The sequence below is a fragment of the Pseudomonas avellanae BPIC 631 genome, from assembly GCF_000444135.1.
Lineage (GTDB): Bacteria > Pseudomonadota > Gammaproteobacteria > Pseudomonadales > Pseudomonadaceae > Aquipseudomonas > Aquipseudomonas avellanae.
Window position 1 is genome coordinate 1 of the sequence record NZ_ATDK01000243.1, and the last position, 13,076, is coordinate 13,076.

The 13,076-nt window shown below is 54.5% G+C and carries 11 protein-coding genes and 1 pseudogene; 4 read left to right on the forward strand and 8 right to left on the reverse strand.

Annotated elements, in window-relative coordinates; translation table 11 throughout:
* Nucleotides 1-76: 76 nt before the first annotated feature.
* From DW49_RS01000000128350 to DW49_RS0113300, 4 genes and pseudogenes are all read right to left on the reverse strand, one after another.
* Entirely contained in the window at nt 77-433 is a 357-nt protein-coding gene (locus tag DW49_RS01000000128350) for a hypothetical protein (protein WP_229687578.1), read from the reverse strand.
* 84 nt (nt 434-517) lie between these two features.
* Nucleotides 518-771 (reverse strand): annotated as a pseudogene (locus DW49_RS01000000128355) (integrase core domain-containing protein); the annotation flags it as partial.
* Nucleotides 772-1,311: 540 nt separating this feature from the next.
* The gene (locus DW49_RS0113295; protein ID WP_005730278.1) at nt 1,312-1,674 is read right to left on the reverse strand and encodes a hypothetical protein; all 363 of its coding nucleotides are present in this window, start codon (nt 1,672-1,674) and stop codon (nt 1,312-1,314) included.
* Nucleotides 1,665-2,345: a nucleotide-binding protein gene (locus DW49_RS0113300; protein ID WP_005730279.1), complete on the reverse strand. Its 681-nt coding sequence runs from the start codon at nt 2,343-2,345 to the stop codon at nt 1,665-1,667. The genes DW49_RS0113295 and DW49_RS0113300 overlap by 10 nt, the downstream gene beginning before the upstream one ends.
* Before the next feature lie 311 nt (nt 2,346-2,656).
* On the opposite strand from DW49_RS0113300, the gene DW49_RS0113305 reads away from it, so the two are divergent.
* On the forward strand, nt 2,657-3,145 hold the full coding sequence (locus tag DW49_RS0113305; RefSeq protein WP_024421281.1) for a hypothetical protein: 489 nt from the start codon (nt 2,657-2,659) through the stop codon (nt 3,143-3,145).
* A gap of 392 nt (nt 3,146-3,537) precedes the next feature.
* Here the strand turns inward: DW49_RS0113305 and DW49_RS0113310 are convergent, their stop codons facing one another.
* Genes DW49_RS0113310 through DW49_RS0113325 form a run of 4 tightly spaced genes read right to left on the reverse strand, consistent with a single transcriptional unit; the run spans nt 3,538 to nt 10,760 of the window.
* Nucleotides 3,538-6,660: a type I restriction endonuclease subunit R gene (locus tag DW49_RS0113310; protein WP_005769819.1), complete on the reverse strand. Its 3,123-nt coding sequence runs from the start codon at nt 6,658-6,660 to the stop codon at nt 3,538-3,540.
* Nucleotides 6,657-7,709 carry a PDDEXK nuclease domain-containing protein gene (locus DW49_RS0113315; RefSeq protein ID WP_005615146.1) on the reverse strand — a complete coding sequence of 351 codons (1,053 nt, stop codon included), beginning with the start codon at nt 7,707-7,709 and terminating at the stop codon, nt 6,657-6,659. Before DW49_RS0113315 ends, DW49_RS0113310 begins: the two co-directional genes overlap by 4 nt.
* Nucleotides 7,706-9,040, reverse strand: coding sequence for a restriction endonuclease subunit S (locus tag DW49_RS0113320; RefSeq protein WP_005615145.1), 1,335 nt, complete (start codon nt 9,038-9,040; stop codon nt 7,706-7,708). The genes DW49_RS0113315 and DW49_RS0113320 overlap by 4 nt, the downstream gene beginning before the upstream one ends.
* Nucleotides 9,030-10,760, reverse strand: coding sequence for a class I SAM-dependent DNA methyltransferase (locus DW49_RS0113325; RefSeq protein WP_005615143.1), 1,731 nt, complete (start codon nt 10,758-10,760; stop codon nt 9,030-9,032). Before DW49_RS0113325 ends, DW49_RS0113320 begins: the two co-directional genes overlap by 11 nt.
* 205 nt (nt 10,761-10,965) lie before the next feature.
* Between DW49_RS0113325 and DW49_RS1000000129070 the strand changes: the two genes are divergently transcribed.
* The 3 genes from DW49_RS1000000129070 to DW49_RS0113340 all read left to right on the forward strand — a co-directional run bounded on the left by DW49_RS1000000129070 (nt 10,966) and on the right by DW49_RS0113340 (nt 12,954).
* Nucleotides 10,966-11,355, forward strand: a complete 390-nt coding sequence (locus tag DW49_RS1000000129070; RefSeq protein WP_024421283.1) for a hypothetical protein — start codon at nt 10,966-10,968, stop codon at nt 11,353-11,355.
* Nucleotides 11,352-12,311 (forward strand): tyrosine-type recombinase/integrase, encoded by a 960-nt coding sequence (locus DW49_RS0113335; RefSeq protein ID WP_024421284.1) that lies wholly within the window; start codon nt 11,352-11,354, stop codon nt 12,309-12,311. The genes DW49_RS1000000129070 and DW49_RS0113335 overlap by 4 nt, the downstream gene beginning before the upstream one ends.
* Nucleotides 12,312-12,489: 178 nt before the next feature.
* Nucleotides 12,490-12,954 (forward strand): hypothetical protein, encoded by a 465-nt coding sequence (locus tag DW49_RS0113340; protein ID WP_029774665.1) that lies wholly within the window; start codon nt 12,490-12,492, stop codon nt 12,952-12,954.
* Nucleotides 12,955-13,076 lie beyond the last annotated feature (122 nt).

Here is a 13,076-nt window from a genome sequence, read left to right on the forward strand (position 1 = left end):
TCTCCTGCTCAAAAAGTGAGCAGAAGCAGTTGAACACCTGGGTCAGTTTTCAGTCGGCAGAACAGCCTCTACTGGGTCAGTTTTCGGTCAGCGGCAACAATAAATCTAGCTCAGTTGGGAAGTCGCTGGGTTTGAAGTCGTCCTCTTGCCCCGCTGGCGAGCGGCTCGGGGCACTGGATGCGCCAGGCTGTAGAAAATCACAATCTGATGCATGTGTATCTTTAGTGCGAAAGTGCAGCGCCCGTTTTGATTTGCGCGCCATGTATATACCGACGGGGGTGAGTAGTGCGCGGCAGCGCTGATCCTCGCAGAGAAAGGTCAACTCTTGTGCATAGTGCTCGCCGTCTTCGTTGGTATAAAGATCGCGTGCTTGGTAGGGCGACAACAATTTTTTGAGTTCTTCGCAGTGGGCGCGGCCAAACTTCATCGCCATGGTGTGGGTCTCCATTCGCCATAGGCTGTAGAAATACATTCTCAGAGCCTGTTTCAGTTGGGCTTGAGCAACTTCTTGTAGTGGTCAACTGATCCCGGACACGACGTTAAGGTTTTTCTCGTACTGAGCGGGTGCCAGTCCATCATTGAACTGGTGTGGCCGAACCCAGTTGTAGCGATGCATCAGATAATGACTGATATCCCGCTGTGCCTCTTGGGCCGTCATGTAGCCCACGGCGGGTATCCACTCGGTTTTCAAGCTGCGGAATACACGCTCCATCGGCGAGTTGTCGTAGCAAAATTACCTCGGCGACTCATGCTCTGGCGCACGCGATATCGGGGTCCGGGGAGCAATGGAACAGCGAACCGACTTAAGGGGAGCGTTTCCGGCTAAACAGCGAGGTCTTGTTTGTCGGTCGAGCAGCGGGCATAGCCAATCAGGGTTGCGTCATGGCAAAAACTGTAACGTAAGACCTCCCTTCACTGCAAAAGATTTAGTACTAGCTAAATGAGATGGCTAATGGAGCCTATTTACGAGAATTAGCGATTAACTACTCAGCGTCCGTTGAATGATCCTCTTTCGGACAGACGCTTAGGTTCGGCTCATCGAGAAAGAAGGCCACTAGCCACTATCCTTAAGTCGGTTCGCTGTTCCATTGCTCCCCGGACCCCGATTCCGGCTTACAACCCCTTTAAGTGCACTTTCTGTTCTGTTGCTCCCCAAACCCCAGCAATAGCGAACACTGATGGCAGCCACCGTGAGCCTATGCATAGGCAGCGATATACTGTGTGTAAAGCAAATATACTGTATGCATCATATGCACATGCAATACTGTATGCATCATATATACATAGCATACCTTAATAGGTAGGTGTGAGCTATCCGTCTTTATTGGTATTACCTGTTCCGGTTACCTGAGCCAGTAGCGCAATGACCTCATCGTCAGGCATTGATAGCAACGCGAGAAGACCTGCCTTCACTACGTCTGAGCGACTGGCTTTGAAGGTGCGTGGGTACAGTGCAACAGAATCAATTTGCTGACTTGTATCCTCGTTGAGAGAGAAGATGAAGCGCTTGGCTGTAGGTTTGCGTGCGCTTAACTTTCCGGATTTTTGCGGCCCCGCATCGGCCCCTGATTGGGTGGTTACCGGCGAACTTCTTATGAATTCGCGTGCACGCCTGTCTAGCTCCTCCTGGGAAGGCTGTTCATTGTCAGGGCGCTTCATCGACTTCAGGCCCATTTGTGTTCACCAAATAGCTCGTCTGCGATTTTCTCGATTTCTTCTTTGGCCTTAAGATCAGTATTGCTTTCGATCACGGAAGATCCATCTTCCTCGGCGTCGTCGTAAGCATTTCGAGACATTGTGATTGCGTTTAACGGCTCGATGCCAAACGACATACATGCATCCTTTGCATCAAGTATCCGAATAGCTTGGCTAGGCAGCGATGGGCATTGTGTTATCACAGCTTTGATCTTGATCTTGGGATTGGACGATTTCGCAAGACGGGTCAGTATTTCCAGCTTTTCAAGCGTGGCCAGATCACGCCGCTTAGGTCGGAGCGGGATAAGCAGGTGAGATGCTACAGTCATGGCGGAGCGTAATGCCTCAGAGTCCGCACCGCCGCAATCTACGATAATGTGCGAATAGCGCTTGGCCCGATCCTTAAGCGTAGTGCTGATGTCTCCGTGGGCTTTCTCATGGGGAATAGAAACCAAAGCGCCATTTCGATCACGGATGTTTGCCCATTCATAGGAAGTCGCTTGGGGGTCTGCATCCACCAGAAGCACGTCTCCCCCCAGTAGCTTTATGGCTACAGAAAGATTTTGGGCTAGGCAGCTTTTCCCTGGTCCGCCCTTCTCGCCACCTAATACCAAGATCCATTGTTCATCAAGCGTCTGCGCTTCAACCATTTTTGCACCTCACAATACAAGGCGATATGCAGAGTGCATATCGTATATACATATTTTTAGAATATACCACGCATACCGCATATACAATATATTTCGTATGAACAATATGCACGGTATGCACGGTATGCATGGTATTTTTAGCGATGAACAGGGTGACTTGTCGCGCTGGACGGCAGCAGCCACCAAGCCGCAGGCGCGGTAGCATTTTCCATGAAGGGGAGCACGCAGAATTCGAAAAAAATCGTACGCTTAGCCGGGCCACGCTTAATTTGGCCTAAACTGACGGCTTCACGATAAGCAAGGAGCTATAGATGCTACGTAAACGATCGATTCAACTGTGTGGGGAATTTAGTCTCGACTCCACAGAGGCAAAGTGGGTTCACACCATGAGAGATTCTGGAAGCAGCAGGGATGAAATGGTCGCTGCTTGGCAGAATCATATGAAGTCGAGTCCAGAGTCCGCTACCCTCAGGGTTGACTACTATCTGGGAAATGTTGACGGCGCGGAAATTTTAAAACACCTTTCTCCGAAGGAACCTACGTCTATTCAGTTCCAGGAAAAGGTTACTGACGGCTACTGGCTTAAAGCTCACGGTGTGGACGCGGAATTCGACATTCTTCTCAAAACCCCCCACCTGTCCGAGACGGAGGTTCACACCCTGCTTGCCAATCACCAAGAAAACCTGTGCTGGCTTGCTTATAAGAATTCCCACGAGAACCCCTATTACCCGCATCAGCTAGAGTCTGGCGTGATTGCCACGCCCATCTTGCTGGATGATATCAACCCCCTACTCACTTAGGCGGTGGCTCGCCGTAAACGACTAGTTGAAGTACACATCTGTTGCCGCTGATGCAGAATTGACCATGCTACCGAAATTTCGCTGACCCAAGCTTCTATTTCGTAAAGCTTTAGTAGGTCTGACTTTCGGCTAAATACTTATGGGGCAACGCCATGTCGGCAGATAGGTCAATTCTGCATCAGCGATAACAATCTCATCGGGTTTTGTAGACACTGAGTGACTGATCCTGGCTGTTTTCTGCCTGTCGCTCCAAACCAAAGTCGTCGCTTTACTCCTAATTTATGCGACAGCCGCAGTCCTCCCCCCCCCCGGATTTGCTGGCGATGACCTGTCGCATAAATCGGTCGCCGATTGTAGTCAGCGTACACAGACATTTCAGCCTGCGCGCGTGACTACAACCATGCTTCACAAAGACTTTCCGCCTGATTGAGGATGAGCTGGGCCGCTTCCTCGGCGTGATCCGGCGGGTACTTGTATTTGCGCAAGATGCGTCGCACCAGGATGCGCAATTTGGCCCTCACGCTTTCGCGGCTGCTCCAGTCAACACTGACGTTGGCCCGCAGGCTGGCGGTCAGTTCGTGGGCAATTTTGGCCAGGATCTCGTCGCCCAACTCCCGAACTGAAGACTCGTTCTCAGCCAAGGCATCATAAAACGCCAGTTCGTCATCGTTGAGCCCCAGTTCATCACCACGTTTGCCGGCCGCAGCGAATTTCTTGGCCATCTCGATCAGTTCTTCGATGACCTGGGCAGTTTCAATTGAGCGGTTTTGGTAGCGCTTGATCACATTGGCCAGCAACTCGGAGAACTTCTTCTCCTGGGCCAGGTTGGTGCTGTAACGGCTCTTGATCTCGCCTTCCAGCAAGCGCTCCAGCAGTTCGACTGCCAGGTTCTTTTCGGGCAGGTTGCGCACCTCGGCGAGAAACGCATCGTCGAGCAGTCCGATATTGGGTTTATCCAGGCCTACGGCTTGGAAAATGTCCACCACCTCGCCAGAGACCACGGCATTGCCGATGATCTGGCGGATGGCCAACTCGCGCTCTTCATCGGTCTTTTTCTGTTGGCTGACCTCACGCTTGATCAAGATCACCTTGATCGCCTGAAAGAAAGCCACTTCCTCGCGTACGGCCTTGGCTTCATCCAGAGTGGAGCACAGGGTGAAGGCCTTGCCCATGGCCAGCGCGGTATCGGCAAAGCGCTTCTTGCCATCCTTCAGGCCCAACACATGGTTGGCAGCACCGGCCAGCAGCTTATGCCCTCCGGTGAGGAAGTTGCTGCAATCGAAGCCATGCAGCAGACTGCGCAGAACATCGAGCTTCTCCTCCAGTACCGAATACGCTTCATGAGCATCCACGGTCGGTCGGCCTTTCCCCTTGCTGCCGGTGTACTCCTTGAGTGCGGCTTTTAGCTCATTGGCGATGCCGATGTAATCCACCACCAGGCCGCCCTGCTTGTCCTTGAACACGCGGTTGACTCGGGCAATGGCTTGCATCAGGTTATGGCCCTTCATGGGCTTGTCGACGTACAGCGTATGAACGCAGGGAGCATCGAAGCCGGTCAGCCACATGTCACGGACGATTACCAGCTTGAGTGGATCAAGCGGATCCTTGAAGCGTTTTTCCAAGCGCTTCTTGATCTGCCCTGAGTAGATGTGTGGACGTAACAAGGCTTTGTCCGAGGCGCTGCCGGTCATGATGACTTTTATTGCGCCTTTCTCTGGATCTTCGTCGTGCCACTCCGGGCGCAGAGCGACGATCTCGTTGTACAGGTGCACACAGATCTCACGACTCATGGCCACCACCATGGCCTTGCCAGGCATCTTGCCCATGCTCACCAGATCTTGATTACGTTCCTCAGAATGCTTGACCAGGTCGGCTGCGACACTGTGAATGCGAGGCTCGGCTCCGACGACTTTTTCCAGAGCAGCCCAGCGGCTTTTTAACCGTGACTGCTGGTCGTCCTCTTCATCTTCGGCTAGTTCATCGACCTGTTCGTCAATCGCCGGCAGCTCGCTGTCTTTCAGGGACAACTTAGCCAGTCGCGATTCGTAATAGATGGCGACAGTCGCACCATCTTCGGTGGCCTGCTGCATGTCGTAGACGTGGATGTACTCACCGAAAACCGAACGAGTATCGCGGTCTTCACCGGAGACGGGTGTGCCGGTGAAAGCCACAAAGGTCGCATTTGGTAATGCATCGCGCAGGTGCTGGGCATACCCGACTTGGTACCGGGTCTGGCTCGCGGTATCGGGCGTCGCTTCTGAGACTTTTAACTCAGCACCAAAGCCGTATTGGGTCCGATGCGCTTCATCAGCAATGACCACGATGTTAGAGCGGGCGGACAAGATCGGAAAAGTGTCCTCATCCGCACCCGGCATGAACTTCTGGATCGTGGCAAAGACAATGCCGCCACTCGGGCGGTTGGCCAGTTTGCTGCGTAAGTCACCGCGTGATTCCACCTGGACGGGCTGTTCACGCAACAGATCCTGGGACAGCGAGAACACCCCGAACAACTGGCCATCTAGGTCATTGCGGTCGGTGATCACCACGATAGTCGGGTTCTCCATTGCCGCGTCCTGCATCACGCGTGCAGCGAAGCAAGTCATGGTGATGCTTTTGCCCGAACCCTGGGTATGCCAGACCACCCCGCCTTTATGGGTACCACCGGGACGCGAGGCACTGACCACTTGCCCAATGGCAGCGCGTACGGCGTGGAACTGGTGATAGCCGGCAATCTTCTTCACCAGTCGGCCGTCATCCTCAAACAGCACGAAGTAGCGCAGGTAATCGAGCAGCATCGACGGCGCTAGGGCACCACGCACCAAGGTCTCCAGTTCGTTGAACTGACCTAGCGGGTCGAGATCCTTGCCGTCGATGGTGCGCCAGTTCATGAAGCGCTCAGCATCTGCCGACAGCGAGCCCATGCGCGCTTCGCTGCCGTCAGAAATCACCAGAATTTCGTTGTACTGGAACAGATCTGGGATCTGTTCCTTATAGGTTTGGATCTGGTCGAAGGCTTTGCCCAGATCGGCTTTTACATCCGCCGGGTTTTTCAGCTCCAGTAGCGCCAGGGGAAGGCCGTTGACGAACAGGATGATGTCCGGACGCCGGGTATGTTTTGGCCCCTGGATACTGAACTGATTGATGGCCAGCCAATCGTTGGCTTTCACCTCAGCCCAGTCGATCAGGCGCACGAAGTCTCCACGGGTCTCGCCGTCTTTCTGATACTGCACAGGAACGCCGCTGACCAACAGACGATGGAACAGGCGGTTGGCCGACAGCTGTACCGGCAGGCCCAGCTCCAGCACCTGCTTGAGGGCATCTTCACGCGCTGCCAGCGGAACCTTGGGGTTGTGCCTGGCCATAGCGGTGCGCAAGCGTTCGACCAGGATCACCTGACGGTAGTTGTCACGCTCCGGGTTCTCGCCGTCATACGCGATAGTCGGTCCGTATACATGGCTGTAACCCACTTCCGCCAGCCAGCCGAGGGTTTCCTGTTCCAATTGGTCTTCGGTCATTCCAGTTCACTTCCTGTGTCCAGTTCCCCAGCCAGCTCCGCCTCGATCTCAGCAATGCTCGGCAGGTTGCGGCCCAAGGTTTCGGGCAAATCGCGTAAGAGTTGGTATTCGGCGACGCCGATGGGTTTGTCGATACCCGATAACGCGTACTCAGCCACCAGGCGGTTCTGCTGCTTGCACAGCAGCAGCCCGATAGTAGGCTTGTCATCCTCAGCCTTGATCTGCGCATCCACTGCCGCTAGATAGAAATTCAGCTGGCCAGCGTGCTCGGGTTTAAAGGCTGTGGCCTTAAGCTCCACCACCACGTAGCACTTGAGTCGAGTGTGATAGAACAGCAGATCGATGAAGAATTCATCACCCCCGACTTCCAGGCGAAACTGGCGGCCGACGAATGCAAAACCGGCCCCCAGCTCCAGCAAGAAACGGGTAATGTGACGGATCAGTCCGGCTTCGATTTCGCGTTCCTGGGCATCATGGCCCAGGCCCAGAAAATCGAAAACGTAGGGATCTTTCAGGGTTTCCTGGGCCAAGGCCGAGTCAGCGGCGGGCAGGCGGGTGACAAAGTTGGTGACCGCCGAACCTTGGCGTTGCTGCAGGCGGCTCTTGATATTCAGTTCCAACGTGCTGCGTGACCAACCATGCAGGACGGTTTGCTGCGCATACCATTCGCGCTCGGCAGGACTGTTCAACTTGGTCAGCAAGGTCACCACATGGAACCAGGGCAATTGGTCAGCAGCCTGCTGACCAAATTGGCGATCCGGGCAATGCTGAGCAAAAAAGCGCATGTATTTGAGGTTGCTGGCTGACCAGCCCCTCATATCCGGAAAAGCACCCTTGAGGTCGCGGGCCAAGCGCTCGATGACCTTTGCACCCCAGCCATGGACCTCCTGGCGCTGTTGAATCTCGCCGCCGAGGCGGTGATACAGCTGCACCAACTCGGCATTGACCGCCAAGGCGGCGCGCTGCCGGGCCTGGGCGATATCGCCTTTGAGTTGTGCCAGCCAGTTTGCGTAGCCCTCGGGGAGCGCCGGAGTTATCGATTGGCTCATGCACATACCGCCTCGAGCTGCGCCTCAGCTTCCGGCAGGCGCAGCTGGCCGGAGATCAAGCGCGGGAGCAGGGTGTCACGGAGCTGGCCCAGGGTTTTGGCTTCGTGTACGTTGGCAGTTATCTGTTCAAACAGAGGATGCACTACATCAGAATATTCTGCAGCCACTTCAACAGGTGGTATTACTAGTGCGTAATCGGATAAATCTTTCCAATTTACACGGGGCATCTTTGCACCATTGGATAGCCTATCTGCATACGCAACCAGTTCAGTACTGAACAGCTGCATAGCCACAAATCCGTAGTAGTCCGCCACCTTGGCGTTGCAGACTAATATGTCTGTTGAACAGACCCCGGCAAACGGTGCTATCACAATCTTATGGAAGTAAGGGCGCAGCTTTCCGAATAAAATATCGCCTTTTTCAAAACAGGATTTCGCGCTTTCCAAGCCATCTGTGGATGCCCAGCTATCTAGTCCTAGTGATTGTCTAGGGATATGCTCCAGGCCGACGTATAAAGTCTCAGCCTTCATTGCGCTAGGTTGAATCTGCTTACGTGTGGTATAAGCAACGTCTCCGAGCACTCCACACCTCCACCCACTCGGTACCAACCCAAGCTCCAACTCCTCAAAGCTGTCGGGAAACAGCGCCGCAGTCGCCGCATCCATGCCTTCCGGCTCAAGCCCTTCGGCCTTGGCCCGCACAGGGTCGAAATCGACAAACCAGGATTTGAACAGTGCCTGAGCGATGGCTTCTAGGGTGGTGTTGATTTCGCGCAGCATTGAGATACGATCATCTAATGTACCGAGGGTATCCGCAATGTATCGTTGGTTTTCAATCGGAGGAACGACGACATTTAATTTTCGCTGAGCTGTTATTGGTACTTGGTTCCTAGTCGACAAGCCCATTACTGCTTTCAACTGGTTTTGAAAATCCACGCTAGAAAAGAAAGCCGCAAGATAAAGAGGAATTAGCTTAGTTTGATCTACCCTATAATAGGTTAGCGAAGTGCCTACAAGAATTTCGCCATCGAAATCTGGCATCACCGCTACCCTTCCGATGGTGGCATTATGAGAAAGTAATACATCTCCAGGCCTGACAAAACCATATGTAAGTTTTTTAGCTTTATCAAATGCAAGCCGAGGGGCACCTGCTATATCAATCCGTCCATCAGTCAAGGATTTAGCTGTTATAAAGGGAACGCCTATAAGCCCAAAATCACTGACTCGTGGATAAAGCGAACCATAATTTCCGTCTTTGTGGGCAATTATTATACCTGAACGTAATAAAGCTCCGATGGTAAACCTATTAGATCCAGGGGGCTCAGAAGTCATAACCTAATCCCCCCAACTTCTGACGGATCAATTGGTCAAGTTCTGCGCCTTTGGCCATCTGCTCGCCCAACAAAGCGGTGAGGTTCTGCATCTTCTCGGCAAAGGCCTCATCGTCGTCTTCGACCGCCTCGGCACCGACATAGCGGCCCGGGGTCAGCACATGGCCGTGCTTGGCGATTTCCGCCAGAGTCACGCTGCGGCAGAAACCGGCTACATCGACATACTCAGCAATCTCTCCACCCACATCAAGCGGCACCCCGCGCCAATTGGCCACGGTCTGCGCGATGCGCTCGATGTCGCTGTCGAGCAGTTCGATCTGCACCCGGCTGACGTTGCTACCCAGCTTACGGGCGTCGATAAACAGCACTTCACCGGGACGGGTGACTTTCTGCTTGGCCAAAAACCACAGGCAGGCCGGGATCTGGGTGTTGAAGAATAACTGGCCGGGCAGCGCGACCATCACTTCCACCACATCGGCCTCGACCATGGCGCGACGAATATCGTCTTCAGTGTTTTGGGTGGAGCTCATTGAACCATTGGCCAAAACGATGCCGGCGCGTCCGCTGGACTTGAGGTGAAACAGCATGTGCTGCAGCCAGGCGTAGTTGGCATTGCCTTGCGGCGGCGTACCATAGACCCAGCGCGGATCGCCTTCGAGGCTGCCGTGCCACCAGTCGCTGACGTTGAAAGGCGGGTTGGCCAAAACGAAGTCGGCGCGCAGGTCTGAATGTTGGTTGTAAATAAAGGTGTCGGCCGGCTCACGGCCGAGGTTGAAGTCGATACCACGGATGGCTAGGTTCATCGCCGCCAAACGCCAGGTGGTCGGGTTGGACTCTTGGCCGTAGATCGACACATCGCCGAGCTTGCCGCCGTGGGCCTCGATGAATTTTTCCGACTGGACAAACATGCCACCCGAGCCGCAGCAGGGGTCGTAGACCTTGCCATGATGTGGGTTGAGCACCGCGACCAGGGTTTTGACGATGCTGGCTGGGGTGTAGAACTGTCCGCCGCGCTTACCTTCGGCGCTGGCGAACTGGCCGAGGAAGTATTCATAAACCTGGCCAAGCAGGTCACGGGCTTTATTGGCGTCGCTGCTAAAACCGATTATGGAGATCATATCGACCAGCTCGCCGAGCTTACCGTCCGGCAGTTGGGCGCGGGCATAGCGCTTGTCGAGGATATTTTTTAACTGCGGGTTTTCCGCTTCGATATCGGCCAGGGCGTCATCAATGCGCTTGCCGATATCGACTTGCTTGGCGTTGGCACGGATAGATTCCCAACGCGCAACTCCCGGTACCCAGAACACATTCACTTCTTTGTAGTAGTCACGCTCTTCGAGTTCTGCCGCCAGATACGTTGGGTCGTCACCGCCCAGGTAGTAGTCATCGCTGGCATCGGCAAAACGACGTTCCAGCTCGGCGCGGCGGCCGGCAAAGCTGTCGGAGATGTACTTTAGGAAGATCAAGCCGAGCACGATGTGCTTGTACTCGGCTGGATCCATGTTGGCCCGCATCTTATCGGCGGTGGCCCACAGGGTCTTTTCCAGGTCTTGCAGGGTAATGCTGGTGGCAGTCACCGCCGCTTTACGGCCAGGCTTCTTTTTTAGCGGCTCGGATTCTGGCTCGGCACCGTTTTCGATGGGCGCCAAACGCGCGCGGGCCTGATTAAGTGCCTGCTCGGCGAGAAGACTGGCGGCCTGTTCGCTCTTTTGATGCGTCATGCACTGCTCCTACATCCCGCGCCGCTGAATGGCGCGGTCAACAATGAGAAACCCGACCCACCGACGGGCCGAGCGAAGATCGGCTGCATGATAACGGCTCGATGGCTTTTCGTCTGACTTCCTCGGTGAGGGATAGCCGTTGGCCATATCCGCTTTCTTATATGGGATAATGTCCTTTATCACACATATAGGAGGAATTTTACCGATGACCGACCGCGAACCAATGAAGCTGAAGCTGACCGCAGCTCCGACCGAATCAAATGTACGTGATCCTGGATATCAGCAAGACTTGGCCAGCGTCAGGACTGCTCTTCTTGAGGCAGGGATTTTGCACTCCGAGCGTCGAATGATGTATGACGCACCCGGTGTAGAGGGCTATGCGATAGGGCAATACGTTATTGAAGCTGCGACCATCGCAGGGCCTATTGTTGGGGTCGCTGTCGGGGCATGGCTCAAAGGGCGAGCGGGCCGCAAAGTACGGTTGAAGGTTGGGGATATCGAGGTAGAGGCTTTTACCCAAGCCGAGGTAGACGCCTTAGTAGACAAAGCTTTGAAACTCAAAACGCAGTTGGACAAGGAGGATGGAGGTGCATGAACGCTCCTGTTTTGGCGTCAGGTTCGCATGCTTCTCTTCCCGCCTTAGTTTCTCAGGCCGGTGACAGGGCAGGTATCCGCTTTTTGGAGTTCTTTACCGCCAATATCCGCAATCCGAATACACGCCGAGCTTATGCCAGAGCAACCCAGGCGTTTTTGACCTGGTGCGAGAGTGTGGGCGTACCCAGTCTGGCTGATGTGGCTCCGCTGCATGTGGCCACCTGGATCGAGCAGCAGCAAACATTGGCAGCACCCTCGGTGAAGCAGCGCCTGGCGGCGATCCGGCATCTGTTCGACTGGCTGGTCGTGGGCCAGGTAGTGCCGCACAACCCGGCGGCGTCTGTGCGTGGGCCCAGTCACACCAGCCGCACCGGCAAAACGCCGGTGCTCGATCCGAGCGAGGCGCGGCAGCTGCTGGACAGCATCGACGTCAGCACACCGGCGGGCTTGCGTGATCGGGCGCTGATCGCACTGATGGTGTTTTCGTTCGCCCGGATCGGCGCGGCACTGGCGATGAGGGTCGAGGATGTGTACACCCAGAATCGACGGCTGTGGGTGTTGCTGAAAGAGAAAGGCGGCAAGCAGCATGCCATGCCTTGCCATCACTCCCTGGAGGCGTACCTGCATGCCTACCTGTCGGAAACAGGTATAGATACCGATCTGAAGGGCCCCCTGTTTCGTACGATTGGGCGCGGCACCAGACAACTGAGCGCCACGCGGCTGCCGCAGGCCAATGCGCATGCCATGGTGCGCCGCAGGGCCCTGGCAGCAGGGATCAAGACGCAGATCGGCAACCACACGTTTCGTGCAACCGGAATTACAGCTTATTTAAAAAACGGCGGTACCCTGGAAAATGCGGCAGCGATGGCTAACCATGCCTCGACGCGGACTACCCAGCTGTATGACCGGCGTCGGGACGAAATCAGCCTGGATGAGGTAGAGAGAATCTATCTCTGATCATCTGTAAACGTACCCGCGCATCAGCACCAGCGCCGGCCTTTTTCACTTGATCCATCACATCCCAAGCTTCGGACAGCATTGAATTTGTGCTCCAATATCTGCCGAGCGACTTGTGCCGATGAGGTGCCGCAGTACGGGTATCGAAATGACCAAATAGATGTCTAGGGGAGAGGGTATGGACGCAGTAACAATTGAGCGTTGGATTAAAAATCTAGGTCGGCAGCATTCAGAGTTGGTATTAGAAGCAGTCATTCCCGACTTGCCGCTTGCGTGTCTTTTCATAGACGACGACGGACTGCAGATGGAGCCTGAGAACGCTATCGAGCTTCATTTTGACCCACGAACCATGCGGTTCGAGGAGATCAGCTTCATTCTCCATGAGCCTGAGCCAAGTCCTTTTGAAACGTACAAGGGCGAGCTGCCCTGGCCGTTTACGATAGATATGGGCAGACGGCAGGTATGGCTTGCAATGGGAGGGGAACCTATCTCAACTTATTCTGGCTCCCCAAGAGGCAATGATACCTACATGCTTGATCCAAAGTACCACCCCGACGCTATTGTGACATTTCAATACACGGTAAATCACAGAGTAGAGCGATTGACGTTCACGGTGGGTGATCGAGCATTTTGGTTTGGGTGAAGTGGGGGAGCGCTCTAGGGTCTGTTCCCGTTTCCACGTAACCCATTGATCCCTATGAGAACAGGCCCGTATTGTTGGAGTTCTCACACAACACCAATACGAGCCTGCAATGCCCCGATTAA